Source organism: Rhizobium sp. BK538 (assembly GCF_014197575.1).
Taxonomy (GTDB): Bacteria; Pseudomonadota; Alphaproteobacteria; order Rhizobiales; family Rhizobiaceae; genus Rhizobium.
Map to the genome: position 1 here is coordinate 62,855 of NZ_JACIFT010000003.1, position 15,372 is coordinate 78,226.

Consider the following 15,372-nt stretch of genomic DNA (forward strand, 5'->3'; position numbering starts at 1 on the left):
GAGCTAAAATTAATGATATTTTAGCAACACCTGAGTTTCGGCGCGGTGAGTATTGTATTCATGGTTTGTTCTCATGGATCTGCAATTATTTCAATCATTTAGATGAAAATTTCGGCAGAAGTTTTCCGCGCGCGGTGCAGGCTGATCTATGATCGGCTTGTCGTCGGGCAGGGAGCCGGGTTCATGAACCGTGCGTCCACCGTTCATATTTCTGCGCTCGACGGCGGCCGCAGAAGGTGGGTCTCACGCCGTCGGGGCGGGTAATCCAGCCGGAGAAGCCAGGTCGGGAGACGTTCCTGCCCGTGCTGGTCAAGCCGGCAAGCCGGATGCGGTCGGGCAGGCGGAGCAGCCTGACACATCATACAGCAATACCTCAGCCGTCTGCCCATCCCGTTGGGTTGCCGTCGCGGAGCAATGGCTCAACGCGGCACTTCGGCTTGCCCCGTGAACGCGGCTATGCCTGCAGTGTCGCTTCGCGATCGCCGACGGCGGCCGACCATAAACTTTCACGTCCGCGTGAGCCGCGCCGGGCGAGCGATGATTTCGCGGCGCGCCTACGCTAGTTCAGCGGGATGATCACGCGCCTCGCTTTTTTCGTCGTTCTTCTGCTGTCCCCATTTGCTGCCGTCGCGCAGCCGGAGAATGACCGGACGGCGGTTCTCCTCGGGAGGTTATCGTCACGCGCGGATTTGAAACCGCTGAAGACGGTGATCGTCGCCAGGGATGGGCGGACTGTCGCGGAGCAAGGCTATCGCGGCCACACGGCGAGCGAATCCGTCAACATCAAGTCCGCGTCCAAGTCGATTGTCTCCAGCCTCGTCGGCATTGCAATCGACAAGGGGCTGCTCGCAGGGCCGGAGCAGAAGATTGCATCCATTCTGAAAGCCGACCTGCCTGCCGATCCCGATCCGCGGCTCAACCAGATTACCATCGGCAACCTGCTCTCCATGCAGGCGGGGCTTGGTCGTCTGTCAGGTCCGAACTACGGCCGCTGGGTCGCCTCGCGCAATTGGGTGCGTTTCGCACTTGCCCAGCCTTTCGACGACGAGCCCGGCGGTCAGATGCTCTATTCGACCGCTTCCACTCACCTTCTCTCGGCGATTCTGACGAAGGTCGGCGGGAAATCGACGTTGGCTCTGGCTCGCGAATGGCTCGGGCCGGTCGACGGTTTCCGAATCGGCGCGTGGGAGCGGGATCCGCAGGGTATCTATCTCGGCGGCAATCAGATGGCGATGACGGCTCGCTCGCTGCTGGCTTTCGGCGAGCTCTACCGCAACGGCGGCAGGACGGCTGACGGCACGCAGGTGGTACCGGCGGACTGGATCGCGCAGTCGTGGCAGCACCGCACCAATTCCCGCTTCTCCGGCGACGACTATGGCTACGGCTGGTTCTCGCGGCAGATCGGCGGCGAAGAGGTCCACTTCGCCTGGGGTTACGGCGGCCAGATGCTCTACATCGTGCCCTCATTTGGCATGACGGTCGTGATGACATCGGACGAGAGCGGCCCGTCCGCACGCACCGGCTACCGGGATGCCCTGCACGGCCTTTTTGGCCGAGATTATTGCAGCCAGTCGCCCAACCTGAATGAGCGATTTCGGCCCATCGTTAAAAAGCGAGCGAGCTGTAAAAACAAAATTCAACAGCGCGGTTATAAGGTGCGCCGGCCATAGGTTGGAGAGCGCCCGAAATGATACTGGACCTGAGAACGATCTACGTCGTTTCGGCCATGACATGCCTCGTGCTCGGTAGCGTGCATCTCGCGGCGTATGGGACCGGCCGCTTTGGACGCTGGCCGGCATGGTGGGGCATCAGCAATCTCCTGATCGGTATTGGCTCCTTGTGCGTTTCGCTGCGGAATTTCGTTCCCTCGTTCGTCTCCCTTGACGTCGGCAACGTCGTGACAATCGCCGGTTACCTCCTGACATTCGTTTCCGTTCGCGTTTTTGCGGAGCGGCTTGTCGACAAACGCTACTGTGCGCTTGCCGTTGCCGGCGTCAGCTTGCCCGTTCTGCTTTTCACGGTCGATCCCGCCACGGTGTCAGCCCGTATCTTCTATGTTTCAATCGTATGCTGCCTCTGTGATCTTGCGATCTTGCGGGAAGGCGCCGCCATTCACCGGCGCGAGAAGCTGTTCTCGGCCGGGCTGCTTGCCTGGCTCTATGCGCCGACCGCGGCGATCTTCCTGGCTCGTAGTCTGTTTGCGGCATCCGGCCAGATCGCCGGACCGGGCGCCTTCGGCGATAGTGTTGTTCATGGATGGATGGGTGCCACGGCGGTGGTCTTCTTCGCTCTGCGCAGCGTCGTGATTGTCCTGATGGCCGCCGAGCGCAGCAGGAACAAGCTCATCGATCTGGCGCATCGTGATCCGCTGACCGGCGCGCTCAATCGCGGCGGTCTGGCCCAACGCCTGCCATTCAAGCGAGCGCAGTCGTTTGCGCTGCTCGCCATCGATATCGACAATTTCAAACAGTTGAACGACCAACACGGCCATGTGTTGGGCGACGACATATTGCGGCTCTTTGCCCGAGTGGCGCAGACGATGTTGCGGCCCAGCGATCTGCTGTCCCGTCAGGGCGGCGACGAGTTCCTGGCCGTTCTGAAGGACATAACCGATGCCGAGGCGGTGCAGACCGCCGAAAGCATGAGGCTGGCGTTTTCAGCGGCCGTTGGGCAGGTCCCGGGGCTGACAGTCTTTCCGACCCTCAGCATCGGCGTTGCCACTTCTGGCGAGACAGATGTCGATTTCGAACAGCTTCTGCGAAAGGCGGATGAGGCGCTATATGCTTCCAAACGCCGGGGCCGAAACCGCGTCGAAGCGTCGGAGGGTGAGCAGGCCGCCTGAGCAGTGTGCGGTGGCGGCGAGGCCTCTTCGCAAAAGGTGACGAGGCACCACTGCCCTTGCGGAGCCTCGGCTATCCCTCACCTCGAGCCGGTATTTTTGGGCGGCACGCTCTTGCCTAGGCTGCGATATCGACCACGCCACAATCGCCGGCTTCGGACGCGAAGGCCAGCAGCTTGCCGTTCTTGCTCCAGCTCATCGAGGTAATCGCGCCCTTGCCAGGGCGGCGCAGCAGCGCTTCCTTGCTGTCGGCAATGCGCACAGCGAGGATCATGCCGTCGATGAAACCGATCGCCAGGATGTCTTCGACAGGGTGGAACTTCACCGAGGTCGCCATGATGTTGGCGCGGGTGCCGAGTTCGAGCGGTGCCTTGCCCATCGGGCCGTCCTTGCCCTGGAACGGCCAGACGATCGCGGCCGGCGCGCCTGAGGAGGCAAGCCATTTGCCCTTCGCCGACCAGGAGAGCGATTTCACCTTGGCCGGGTAGCCCGTCATGCGCATGTGGCGGGTCTCGGCGCCGGCCTTGGCGTCGAGCTTCCAGCCATGCAGCGCATTCTCCTGCATCATGGTGACGAGGAAATTACCATCCGGCGAGAAAGTGACGCCGGTGTGGGCGCCTTTCCATTCGAGATCGACGGGCTTGGCAGCGGTCCCGACCCAATGCAGCGACACGCCATTATAGCGCGCAGCGGCAATGCGCATGCCCTTCGGGGCAAAGGCGAGGCCTTCGACGGTGCGCTCTTCGGTAAATTCCTTGGTCGTGCCGTCGGCGAGGCGCACGAAAGCGCTCTTGCCATAAGAATAGGCGACGGCGCCCTGCGGGCCGGCGGCAAGCTGCGAAATCCACTTGCGCGGCGCGCTGGCAAGCTCGGTCACGCCGGCGTCGGCCGCGATGCGCAGCACCTTGCCGTCCTCGCCGCCGGAGATCAGGCTCTCGCTGTAGGGATCTCGGATGCAGCTCAGCATGCCCTGATGGGCTTCGCTCACCTTCTCGCCGCCATCGAGACGGTGGAAGGTGCCGGCGGCATTGGCGAAGAAAGGGGTGTCACCTAAAAATTCGACGGCCAGGATATGGCCGTCGAGATCGAACGGGGCAACTGTCGGCATCAGGCTGCCGCCTCGCACGCCTTGAAGGAGGCTTCGAGCTTTTCGCGATCGAGTTCGCGGCCGATGAAGACGAGCCGGGTCTCATGCTTCTCACCGTCCTTCCACGGGCGCTGGTGATCGCCTTCGACGATCATGTGCACGCCCTGCACGACATAGCGTTCCGCATCGTCCTTGAAGGCGATGATGCCCTTGAGGCGCAGGATGTTCGGCCCCTGCGTCTGCGTGACCTTCTGGATCCAGGGGAAGAACCGTTCAGGGTTCATTTCACCGCCGCGCAGCGAGACCGACTGCACCGTCACGTCATGGATCGGCGACATGGCGCCATGATGATGGTGGTCATGGTCGTGATCATGGTGGTGATGGTCATGATCGTGGTCGTGATCATGCGCATGGTGATGATGGTGGTCATGATCGCAATCCGGACCGCAGACGTGATCGTCGTGGTCATGGTCGAGGAAGTGCGGATCGTTTTCCAGCGCGCGCTCCAGATTGAAGGCACCCTGATCGAGAACACGTGCGAGATCGACACCGGAGCGGCTCGTCTTGTAGACGCGCGCCGAGGGATTGATGGCGTGGACGATGTCTTCGATCTGCGCCAGCTCTTCCGGTGTTACGAGGTCGGTCTTGTTGATCAGGACGACGTCGGCAAAGGCGATCTGGTCTTCGGCCTCGCGGCTGTCCTTCAGGCGCAGCGGCAGATGCTTGGCGTCGACGAGGGCAACAACGGCGTCGAGTTCCGTCTTGGCGCGCACGTCGTCATCCATGAAGAAGGTCTGGGCGACCGGAACCGGATCGGCCAGGCCCGTCGTTTCAACGATGATGCCGTCGAAACGGCCGGGGCGGCGCATCAGCCCTTCGACGACGCGGATCAGGTCGCCGCGCACGGTGCAACAGACACAACCATTGTTCATTTCGTAGATCTCTTCGTCGGATTCGACGATGAGGTCGTTGTCGATGCCGATCTCGCCGAACTCGTTGACGATGACTGCATACTTCTTGCCGTGGTTCTCCGACAGGATGCGGTTGAGCAAGGTGGTCTTGCCGGCGCCGAGGTAGCCGGTGAGAACGGTAACCGGAATTGGCTTCTGCTGGGTGGGGATCGCGTCGGTCATAAGAACCTCGAGAGATGGCACGCCCGGGGGCGGGGCTGAAAATTCGTCGGTCACATATAAGGAGTTGCGAGCGGCAGTTCAAAGGGTTTTGTATGTTATAAGATCACATCGCGACGGGATGGTTTTCAATCAAGCTCTGCTGCGTCGAATGCGTCGACGTCCTGCAGCAGTTCGACCAACCCCTTTACGGAATGTGCAATCAGTGCCTCGCCTTTTTCCGCTGTCGCCAGCGATGCGTTGCCTGCCACGCCTGATGGGCTGAGATCCGACATTTTCCATCCGAAGGCATGTGGGCCGTAAGCACGCAAATGTTTGAAGCGGGCGGCAAAGTCGGACTGGCGGGACGGGAAGTCAGCGGCCTTGGTCACGTCGACCTTATCAGGGTGAAGCGCCAGCATCACCGACGTCTCGATGTCGCCGCCGTGGATGTCGATCGCTTTTGCCTCGGGCGAGATGATACCGGCGGGAACGCCGAAGCGTGTCCAGCTCGTCGCCACCGCTAGCATGTTGAAACGGACGCGAGCTTCCGTCGCAACGATCGTCATCAACGGCGAGTTGCCGCCATGGGCATTCAGCATCACCAGTTTACGAATGCTCATGTCGGAGAGCTTTCGGGCAATGCCCAGCCAGCGTTCGATGGCCTCGCCATATGTCAGCGTTTGCGTGCCCTTCACGTCCATATGCTCGACCGAGTAGCCGACATTTTCGGTCGGTAGGAACGTCACCGGCAGGGCGGCGGGAAGGGTGGCCTTGAGCCGGGCAACGATGCCTTTGGCGATCAGCGTGTCGGTCTCGAAGGGCAGGTGAGGGCCATGTTGCTCACGCGCGCCGAGCGGCAGAACAGCGATCCATCGGCAGCGGTCTGCGGGCGGCAGGTTCGGATCGTTATCCTCGAAGTCGCGAGAAGGCTCCGTCATCCGGCTAAGACCTCTTGTTTATGACGAAATGATGCGCAATGTCATAACGCAGCGTTCTCAATGCTTAGCGCATAACCCCTTAAATCGAAATCGATTTAGGGGACACTATTATGAATGTTCTGGCTCCCTTGCACAGGCAAGGTGCGTGCAACGCAGCAAAGTCAAAGGGATGGCGATGGGGAAGAAGCACAAGGACGGAAAGAAGCAGAAGTCCAAGAAGAAGGACCAGACCGAATATACAGTCGTCGATCTTTCGCCGGCTTTGACGCAGGCGGCTCGGTCGATGCGCACCGTCTTGTCGCGCAACCTCCTCGAAAGTGGCCTCTATGCCGGCCAGGACGGCGTGATCCTTCTGCTTGCCGAAAGTGACGGGATGACCGCCGGCGGGCTGGCGCAGAAGCTTGGCGTCAAGGCGCCCACGATGACACGCACGATCGGGCGCATGGAGGCGCAAGGGTTCCTCGAGCGCAAGGCGGATGCCGACGATGCCCGCCTGACCAAGGTCTATCTGACCGAACTTGGCCGCGGCAGTGTCAAGGCAATCGAAATGGCGTCCTCGGCCTGCGACCGGATGGCAACCCAGGAATTTTCCGAGAAGGAAATCCGCAATCTTGTCCGTCTGTTGAAGGCAATCGACGGCAACTTGCAGTCCGCCGCCATTCCTCTCGATGAGCCTGAGGAAATCTGACAGATTTGTGAAATTACGAATTGCCTCGCTGCGTTTAATCTTTTAATTAAACATTTTAATAATGCTCGACTCTTCTGATGTCGGGCGCATGAAAAACCGCGCGTTGCCTGGGGAGGACACGTGGCTCAAAAGATAAAGCTTTCGACGATCGCCGAAACGCTCGGCATTTCCACAGCAACCGTATCTCTTGCCTTACGTGACAGCCCGCTCGTGGCTGGCGCCACCCGAGACAAAATCAAGGAACAGGCGCGGGCGCTCGGCTATATCTACAATCGCCGCGCTGCCAGCCTGCGGACGTCCCGCTCCGGCATCATCGGCGTCGTCGTGCACGACATCATGAACCCGTTCTATGGAGAAATCCTGAAGGCGATTGAAAGCGAGCTCGATCGCAGCCGGCACACCTTCATTCTGTCGAACCATTACGACTCCGTCGAAAAGCAGCGCACCTTCATCGAAACGTTGCTGCAGCTCGGTGGCGACGGCGTCATCATGTCGCCGGCAATCGGCACACCACCGGAGGATATGCAGCTCGCTGAAGACAACGGCATGCCGGCGATCCTGGTTGCCCGCTCGTTGGACGGATTGGACCTTCCGACCTATCGTGGTGACGACAGCTACGGCATTTCGCTCGCTACCAACCATCTGATCGGCCTTGGCCATCGGTCGATCGCCATGATCGGCGGCACCGACCAGACGTCCACGGGGCGCGATCGCTATCAAGGCTACGTCAACGCGCTGCGCAAGGCCGGCATCGAAGTGGATCCGGGTCTGCGCATTCCCGGCCCACGCTCGATGCAAGGGGGCTTCGAGGCAGCGGTGCATTTCCTGTCGTTACCGCAAAAGCCGACAGCCGCCGTCTGCTGGAACGATCTCGTCGCGATCGGCCTGATGAACGGCATCGCCCGCGCTGGTCTCGTTCCGGGCAAGGATATCTCCGTCACCGGCTATGACGATCTCGAGGAAGCGTCGATATCGATGCCGGCGCTGACGACGGTCTGGAACGGCCAGGCGGAAGTCGGACGTCTTGCAGCCCGCGCGCTTCTCGATCGCCTGGCCGGCAGCCACGAGCCGGACGGCCTCCATCTCATCAAGCCCGAGATGCGCATCCGCCAGTCGACCAGCCCCCACCGTCCGCGCTCGTAAGCAAGCCAAGAGGAAATGCCATGTCCCGCATCGCTGTTCTCGTTCCCGGGAAGATACACGAGCGCGTCCTGACGCGCCTGAAGGAGAGCTTTGACGTTATCGAAGCCAATCCGGCGACGCTTGACGCGCAGGCCGCGGGCAAGATTCGCGGCGTCGCCGTCTCGGGCGCGTTCGATGCGGCTGCGATCGACGGCCTTCCGAATGTCGAGCTGATCTCCAGCTTCGGCGTCGGCTATGACGGCGTTGATGCGAAGCACGCGGCCACTAAGGGCGTGATCGTTACGAACACGCCCGATGTGCTGAACGACGAGGTCGCCGATACTGCGATCGGGCTGTTGCTCAACACGATCCGCGAACTCCCGCGTGCGGAAAATTGGCTGCGTGCCGGTAACTGGAAGCCAGGACAGAACTATCCGCTGTCGCGTTTTTCCCTGAAGGGGCGGCATGTCGGAATCTACGGTCTTGGCCGCATCGGCCAGGAGATCGCCAAGCGCCTGGAGCCCTTCAAGGTGAAGATCAGCTACCACACCCGCACGCGCCACGCCGATGCGCCATACGGCTACTATCCGTCGCTGAAGGATCTCGCCGAGGCCGTCGACACCCTGATTTCCATCGTCCCGAAAACCCCGCAGACCCACAAGACCATCAATGCGGAAATCCTCTCCGCACTTGGCCCTGACGGCGTTTTCATCAATGTCGGGCGTGGCTGGACGGTCGATGAGGATGCGCTTGCTCACGCCCTGAAGTCCGGAACCATCGGTGCCGCAGGTCTCGACGTTTTCTACGACGAGCCTGATGTGCCGGCTTCGCTGCTCGATCTGCCGAACGCCGTGCTTCTGCCGCACCTTGCGTCAGGCTCGGTGCCGACGCGCAATGCGATGGCGGATCTGGTCGTCGATAATCTCGTTGAGTGGTTCGCAAAGGGCAGACCTTTGACGCCCGTGCCGGAGACGCCGCCAAAGGCGTGAGGCCCCATCGACCGGTCCTTTTGAGGGCGGGCGAAACGGAAGCTTGCGGCACGGCTTGAACGAAGCGGAGTGCGCATACATCTATCAGGATGCCGGTTCTGTTCACTGCAACCGTGCCGGGTCTCGCTGATCGAACATGGTTAGGAACGAAGCGTCATGAACGAAATGCGACGCAAGCTGACGACCATCTTCTCTGCCGATGTTCAGGACTATACGCGGCTGATGGGCGCCGACGAGGAGGGTACTCTCGCCATGCTCAAGTGGTCGCGCGATGCGATGTCGCGCCTGATCGGCGCGCACGGCGGCCGGGTGATCAATACCTGGGGCGACGGCCTGATTGCCGAATTTCCGAGCGTCGTCGAAGCGGTGCGCGCTGCCATCGACGTCCAGAACGAGCTCGTCGGCATGAATTCTGCCCGGCCGGCGGAGGGACGGATGCTCTACCGGATCGGCATCAATCTCGGCGATGTCATCGCCGAGGGTGACGATATTTATGGTGATGGCGTCAACATCGCCGCCAGGCTTCAGGCCTCGGCACCGGCCGGTGGCATCGTGATTTCCAACACGGTCTATGACCAGGTCCGCAACAAGGTTGCGGTTGGCTTCGACTTTCTTGGGCCGCTGACGGTGAAGAACGTCAGCGAGGCGGTGCCGAGCTATGCTGTGCGGATTGGAGACGACGTGTCGACAGCGCCCGCGCCACCGGCTCGTCCGCTACCCGCGGCTGCCGCGCCCGAACCGAGCCAGCCCTTTGGTCCGAGGGTGCGGAAGATTGGCGGCGTGTTCGCGGTTATCGCCATCGCTTTGATCGCGATCAATCTCGTGTCGTGGCAGGGCGTCTTCTGGGCCGTATGGCCACTTCTCGGCCTTGCCTTCGTCTCGGCGATGGCCTGGGTCCGCAAGCAGAGCCGTTTTGACCAGCGAATTGCCGGATTGGTCGTCATCGGCATTGGCATCGTCATGATCAATCTGCTGGCATGGCATGGGGTGTTCTGGGCGATATGGCCGCTCCTAGGCTTGGCGGTCACCGTCGGCCTGCGATGGGCCATGCGAGGGTAAAGGCCAGAGCTCCTGCTCTCGCTTCTCTGCCTATTCGAATAGTCTCATCAGGCCCATGGTCACTCTATCGCCATCCGGCAGGGCCAACGATCTGCCGCGCGCCCGCATGGGACAAATTGATTCGACTGCCTGTGACCGCTGTGATCCACTCGCCAGGTCTTATTGCCAATCTCAAAGTATCCAAACCAGGGAGCTGAACATGGGCAATACTTCTGTGCAGAGCGAGACTACGGTCAGGACTCCGGCAATGCGGACGGCCGACATGAAGCTTGAGGTCATCGTCGTCCCGGTGTCGGACGTTGACCGTGCCAAGCAGTTTTACGCCAATCTCGGTTGGCGGCTCGACGCCGATGTCGTCACGGGCGACGATTTCCGGGTCATTCAATTCACGCCTCCGGGTTCGCCGTGCTCCGTCATCTTCGGCAAGAATGTGACGGCCGCCGCGCCCGGTACGGCGCAGGGGCTCCATCTTATCGTCTCCGACATCGAGGCGGCTCGCGCCGAACTTGTGAAGTATGGCGTAGACGTGAGCGAGGTGTTCCATGATGCTGGCGGCGTATTCCATCATGCCGGCGAGAATTCCCGATTGACGGGACCGCATCCAGAACATCGCAGCTACGCCTCTTTTGCGTCGTTCAGCGATCCCGATGGCAACGGCTGGCTGTTCCAGGAAGTGACGGCGCGATTGCCTGGCCGAATAGACGCCGACGAGACGTTGTTTGCGTCGTCAACCGATCTTGAGGCAGCTTTGCGCCGGGCGGCGGCCGCCCATGGAGAGCATGAGAAGCGCATCGGCAAGCACGATGATGACTGGTCCACCTGGTATGCGGCGTACATGGTCAGCGAACGGGCAGGCCGGCCCCTGCCATCGTGAGTTGCTCGATGACGCGTCGGCGATTTGCGGGTCGATCAGGCGGAGGTCTTTTCGGCCGCTTTTGAGAGTTTGGCTGCAGCGTAGCCCCTCACCGCATCGCCGAAGGCGGTGAAGATCTGGTTCGATGGCTTGTCGGTCTCAGCCCAGTATTCCGGATGCCATTGAACCCCGACCGCAAAGGCCGGAGCATCGGTCACGGACACGGCCTCGATCGTACCGTCTTCGGCCACCGCCTCCACTTGCAGGCGCGGCGCGGTCTTGGCGATGGCCTGGCGATGAAGAGAGTTCACCCTAATCTCGCCAGGGCCGACGATGGCCGCGATGCAGGAGCCTTCCTTGACGAAGACGCTCTGGCGGATCGCGTACTTGCCGTCACGGTCCACCTCGGCCGGCGTGCGGTGATCCCATATGCCCGGCTGGGTCTGGATCTCGCTGGCGAGCGTGCCGCCCAGTGCGACGTTGAGCTCCTGAATGCCGCGGCAGATTGCGAGCAGCGGAATGGCGCGGTCGATGGCGCGGCGGATCAGCGGCAGGCTTGTGGCGTCACGCGCGATATCGAAGGGCCCGTCGGCGTCGGTCGCCGTTGCGCCGTAATAAGACGGGTGCACGTTGCTGGCCGAGCCCGAGACGAGAACGCCGTCGACGCGGTCCAGAATCGCGTCCGTGCCGTAGCCTTCCTCGAACGCCGGAATGATGAAGGCCATGACGCCGGCGGCGTTCAGCGCAGCGCGGACATATTGATGCTGGACGGCGTGCCATGTGGCACCGTCGAAGGTGCGGATATCGGCAGGAACGGCGACGATCGGCTTCGTCATTTTAACCCCGGTCGGTAGATGCGGTTCGTTATTGTGAGAGCCGAGAACGGCTTGGAAGTCAACGTCTCGGCGCAATCGCTGGCGGAATTGCGGCGCTGTCGGCCGGTTGCTCGGGCGTGTCTTGCCTAACTCGCTGATTTTGATGCAAATGCGCTTGGCGCCATATTGCCGTCGTGATGCCAAAGACTAATGGGACAGTGCTTGAAACACGGTCGCCACCGTGCTTAGGTTCCCGCCATTGCTGCGGGCAGAGACGAGGGTTCACCTCGCAGCACCATCTATACGGGAGGTTTTTGATGGATCGTCGTTCATTCATGAAGAAAGCAGGAACCGCCGGGGCCGGCGCGGTCGCTGCTGCGGGTACATTGGCGGCGCCCGCCATTGCACAAGAGAACCCTAAGATTTCCTGGCGCATGACGTCGTCTTTCCCAAAGAGCCTCGATACGATCTATGGCGCGGCGGACGATATCTCCAAGCACCTTGCCGCAGCGACTGATGGTAACTTCACCATCCAGCCCTTTGCCGCAGGCGAAATCGTTCCGGGCCTGCAGGCGGCTGATGCCGTCAGCGCCGGCACGGTCGAGGCAGCGCATACCTGCTCCTACTATTTCGTCGGCAAGGATCCGACCTACGCGATCGGCACGGCAATCCCGTTCGGTCTCAACGGACGCCTGACCAATGCCTGGTTCTACGAAGGCAACGGCAACAAGCTGATGAACGAGTTCTACGCCACGCAGGGCATTTACGGCCTGCCGGCGGGCAATACGGGCGCTCAGATGGGCGGCTGGTTCCGCAAGGAAATCAATACGCTTGACGATCTGAAGGGCGTCAAGATGCGTATCGCCGGTCTTGCCGGTCAGGTCATCAGCAAGGTTGGCGTCATTCCACAGCAGATCGCCGGCGGTGACATCTATCCGGCCCTCGAAAAGGGCACGATCGACGCTTCCGAATTCGTCGGCCCGTACGACGATCTGAAGCTCGGTCTGCACAAGGTTGCGAAGTACTACTACTATCCCGGCTGGTGGGAAGGCGGTCCGACCGTTCACGCCTTCTTCAATCTGGAAAAGTGGAACAGCCTGCCGAAGCACTATCAGGCGGCGCTGACCGATGCCTGTGCCTTTGCCAACACCAACATGATGGCGAAATACGATGTGAAAAACCCGCCGGCGCTGAAGCAGCTGGTATCGGAAGGCGCGACCCTGCGGCCCTTCAGCCAGGACATCTTGGAAGCTTGCTTCCAGGCGGCCCTCGGCATCTATGCCGAGATTTCGGCATCCAACCCGTATTTCAAGAAGATCTACGAGGATCAGACCGCGTTCAAGCGCGATGCCTACCTCTGGGCGCAGCTGTCGGAATACACGTTCGACACGTTCATGATGATCCAGCAGCGGGCCGGCAAGATCTGAGCGCTGGCTCAGGCCGAGACAAGAAAAAGCCCCGGATTTCGGTCCGGGGCTTTTTTGTTGTCAGTTGATCTTGGGTGGTTGGCTGAGATCGGTGGCCGGTGGCGCGGGAGTTGCCGGCGCGGGCGCCGGTGGCTGGCCGGGCAGGCCATTCAGCGGCGGCAAGGTCAGGCCGGGCATCTGTGGTGAAGCGCCGCCCGGTGTTCCCAGCGGTGGCAGCGACAAGCCGTTGCCGCCGAAGCCGGGCACCTCGATCTTGATCGAGTTCGGATCGATCTTCGGCCCCTTGTCGAGCCAATAGGTTACCGATTGTGGCCAGAAAATCACGATCGCAACCAGGATCAGTTGCATGCAGACCCAGGGCAGGGCACCCATGTAGATATCCGAGGTCTTGACGCTGCGATCGGCGATGGAGCGCAAGTAGAAGAGCGCGAAGCCGAACGGCGGATGCATGAAGCTCGTCTGCATGTTGACGCAAATCAGCACGCCGAACCAGATCAGGTCGATGCCGAGCGCCGAAGCAACCGGCGCCAGCATCGGGATGACGATGAAGGCGATCTCGAAGAAATCGAGGAAGAAGGCCAGCACGAAGATGAAGATGTTGACGAAGATCAGGAAGCCGACGGGGCCGCCGGGGATACCCGACAGCATGTGCTCGATCCAGCGCGAGCCATCCATGCCCTGGAAGACGAGGCTGAAGCAGGTCGAGCCGATCAGGATCATCACTACCATCGAGGTGATGTGCATGGTGGAGCGCATCGCTTCCTGCATCAGCGGCCAGGTGAGACGGCGATGGATGGCGGCAAGCACCATGGCGCCGACGACGCCAAGCGCACCGGCTTCGGTGGGCGTCGCCAGTCCCATGAAGATCGTGCCGAGGACGAGGAAGATCAGCACGATCGACGGCACCATTCCCGACAGCACCTTCAGGAGCAGCCCCCAGGTGAAGTCGCCGCGCACTTCCTTCGGCAGCGGCGGCACGGTGGCGGGCTTCAAGATCGACAAGATCAGGATATAGCCCATGAAGATCGCGACCTGCAGGATCGACGGGCCGATAGCGCCGAGATACATGTCGCCGACCGATTTGCCGAGCTGGTCGGCAAGCACGACGAGCACGAGGGAGGGCGGAATGACCTGGGTGATGGTGCCGGAGGCGGCGATAACGCCGGTGGCGAGCCGTGGGCTGTAGCCATAACGCAGCATGATCGGCAGCGAAATGACGCCCATGGTAATGACCGAGGCAGCAACGGTGCCGGTGATGGCACCGAGCACGGCGCCGACAAGGATCACCGCGTAGGCAAGGCCGCCCGGAATGCGGCCGAACAGCTTGCCGGTTCCCTCCAGCAGGTCCTCGGCAAGGCCGCAGCGCTCCAGGATAGCGCCCATGAAGGTGAAGAAGGGGATGGCGAGCAGCAGGTCGTTGGAGACGATGCCGAAGAAGCGCAGCGGCAGCGCTTGCAGGAAGGCTTCGCTGAAATGTCCGGTGGCGATGCCGATAATGCCGAAGAACAGGCCGACGGCAGCCAGCGAAAAGGCAACCGGAAAGCCGTAGAGCATGAAGAGGACCATGCCCACGAACATGGCCGGCGGAATGATGCCGAAATCAAACAATGGTGTTCCTCCCGGTCCGGCTTACTGCAGCGGCTTTTCGTATTTTGTATCGATCAGGATGTAGCCGGTGAGGGCAGCAATCCTCTTGATCAACTCCGAGATGCCCTGAAGGGATAGCAACCCGAAGCCGAGGAGGAGGATGAGCTTGACCGGCCAGCGGATCAGGCCGCCGGCATTGGCGGAGATCTCATGCTGCTGGTAGGAGGACAGGAAGAACGGCCAGCAGAGCCAGGTCAGGAAGATGCAGGCCGGGATCAGGAACACGATCAGGCCGATGATGTCGATCCAGATCTTCGTCTTGTCGGAGACTGCGCCATAGATCAGGTCCACACGCACGTGCTCGTTCATGCGCAGCGTATGAGCAGCGCCCAGCACGACGATGAAGGCGAAGAGATACCATTGGATCTCGAGCCAGCCGTTGGAGCTGTAGTTGAGAGAATAGCGGATCAGCGCGTTGGCGGCGCTGATCAGACAACAGAACAGCACCATGTATTCGGATAGTTTGCCCATGAATTGGCTGACCGCATCGATCAACCGGCTGACGGTCAACAAAGCCGGCATGCCTTCCCCCTTGTTATGTCGCGCGTTTTTATGCGCCTTTTATCTTTTCACCGGTTTAGACCACGGCTTTTCAAATTGAAAGATTAAAGGGGGCGTGTTGGAATATAGTCGTACAGACCCTCCCAGACGCGCGTGGCGTTAGTCGTGAAGCGGCAAGACAACCTGTGGCTAGCCGCTAAGCCCGAAAAACTTCTCCAAATGGCTGCATAAGTCCTTGCAAACGCTAAAATTCATCCCAGGGTTTTGAAAAATTCGACAAAATGTATCGATTACC

General features: G+C 60.9%; 14 protein-coding genes. 8 read left to right on the top strand and 6 right to left on the bottom strand.

Features of this window, described 5'->3' with window-relative positions; genetic code table 11:
* The first annotated feature begins 572 nt into the window (after positions 1 to 572).
* Positions 573 to 1,670: a serine hydrolase gene (locus FHX09_RS04450; protein WP_348649156.1), complete on the top strand. Its 1,098-nt coding sequence runs from the start codon at positions 573 to 575 to the stop codon at positions 1,668 to 1,670.
* Between the two features lie 17 nt (positions 1,671 to 1,687).
* The gene (locus FHX09_RS04455) at positions 1,688 to 2,842 is read left to right on the top strand and encodes a GGDEF domain-containing protein (RefSeq protein ID WP_132589118.1); all 1,155 of its coding nucleotides are present in this window, start codon (positions 1,688 to 1,690) and stop codon (positions 2,840 to 2,842) included.
* 115 nt (positions 2,843 to 2,957) lie between these two features.
* On the opposite strand, the gene FHX09_RS04460 is transcribed toward FHX09_RS04455, so the two are convergent.
* The 3 genes from FHX09_RS04460 to FHX09_RS04470 form a co-directional block, all read right to left on the bottom strand.
* Positions 2,958 to 3,947 carry a WD40 repeat domain-containing protein gene (locus FHX09_RS04460; RefSeq protein WP_132589119.1) on the bottom strand — a complete coding sequence of 330 codons (990 nt, stop codon included), beginning with the start codon at positions 3,945 to 3,947 and terminating at the stop codon, positions 2,958 to 2,960.
* Positions 3,947 to 5,059, bottom strand: a complete 1,113-nt coding sequence (locus FHX09_RS04465) for a GTP-binding protein (protein ID WP_007802875.1) — start codon at positions 5,057 to 5,059, stop codon at positions 3,947 to 3,949. Before FHX09_RS04465 ends, FHX09_RS04460 begins: the two co-directional genes overlap by 1 nt.
* Before the next feature lie 125 nt (positions 5,060 to 5,184).
* Positions 5,185 to 5,976, bottom strand: coding sequence for a creatininase family protein (locus FHX09_RS04470; RefSeq protein WP_132589120.1), 792 nt, complete (start codon positions 5,974 to 5,976; stop codon positions 5,185 to 5,187).
* Between the two features lie 169 nt (positions 5,977 to 6,145).
* Here FHX09_RS04470 and FHX09_RS04475 point away from each other — a divergent pair, with 169 nt between their 5' ends.
* The 5 genes from FHX09_RS04475 (at position 6,146) to FHX09_RS04495 (ending at position 10,708) form a co-directional block, all read left to right on the top strand.
* Positions 6,146 to 6,664, top strand: a complete 519-nt coding sequence (locus FHX09_RS04475) for a MarR family winged helix-turn-helix transcriptional regulator (RefSeq protein WP_132589227.1) — start codon at positions 6,146 to 6,148, stop codon at positions 6,662 to 6,664.
* Positions 6,665 to 6,784: 120 nt separating this feature from the next.
* Positions 6,785 to 7,807, top strand: a complete 1,023-nt coding sequence (locus FHX09_RS04480) for a LacI family DNA-binding transcriptional regulator (protein WP_007802861.1) — start codon at positions 6,785 to 6,787, stop codon at positions 7,805 to 7,807.
* A gap of 20 nt (positions 7,808 to 7,827) precedes the next feature.
* The gene (locus FHX09_RS04485) at positions 7,828 to 8,775 is read left to right on the top strand and encodes a 2-hydroxyacid dehydrogenase (protein ID WP_184449337.1); all 948 of its coding nucleotides are present in this window, start codon (positions 7,828 to 7,830) and stop codon (positions 8,773 to 8,775) included.
* Between the two features lie 156 nt (positions 8,776 to 8,931).
* Positions 8,932 to 9,834, top strand: coding sequence for an adenylate/guanylate cyclase domain-containing protein (locus tag FHX09_RS04490; protein WP_184449339.1), 903 nt, complete (start codon positions 8,932 to 8,934; stop codon positions 9,832 to 9,834).
* Positions 9,835 to 10,033: 199 nt separating this feature from the next.
* Complete coding sequence (locus FHX09_RS04495; protein WP_183722924.1) at positions 10,034 to 10,708, top strand: VOC family protein; 675 nt, start codon at positions 10,034 to 10,036, stop codon at positions 10,706 to 10,708.
* A gap of 35 nt (positions 10,709 to 10,743) precedes the next feature.
* Here FHX09_RS04495 and FHX09_RS04500 read toward each other — a convergent pair whose 3' ends face one another.
* A complete protein-coding gene (locus FHX09_RS04500) occupies positions 10,744 to 11,523 on the bottom strand; it encodes a gamma-glutamyl-gamma-aminobutyrate hydrolase family protein (RefSeq protein ID WP_132589124.1) in 780 nt (259 codons plus the stop codon).
* Positions 11,524 to 11,819: 296 nt separating this feature from the next.
* On the opposite strand from FHX09_RS04500, the gene FHX09_RS04505 reads away from it, so the two are divergent.
* Entirely contained in the window at positions 11,820 to 12,929 is a 1,110-nt protein-coding gene (locus FHX09_RS04505) for a TRAP transporter substrate-binding protein (protein ID WP_183722926.1), read from the top strand.
* Positions 12,930 to 12,989: 60 nt separating this feature from the next.
* On the opposite strand, the gene FHX09_RS04510 is transcribed toward FHX09_RS04505, so the two are convergent.
* Together FHX09_RS04510 and FHX09_RS04515 are read right to left on the bottom strand one after the other, a co-directional pair.
* Positions 12,990 to 14,537, bottom strand: a complete 1,548-nt coding sequence (locus tag FHX09_RS04510; protein WP_007797659.1) for a TRAP transporter large permease subunit — start codon at positions 14,535 to 14,537, stop codon at positions 12,990 to 12,992.
* A gap of 21 nt (positions 14,538 to 14,558) precedes the next feature.
* Complete coding sequence (locus FHX09_RS04515; RefSeq protein WP_007797661.1) at positions 14,559 to 15,098, bottom strand: TRAP transporter small permease subunit; 540 nt, start codon at positions 15,096 to 15,098, stop codon at positions 14,559 to 14,561.
* Positions 15,099 to 15,372: the final 274 nt, after the last annotated feature.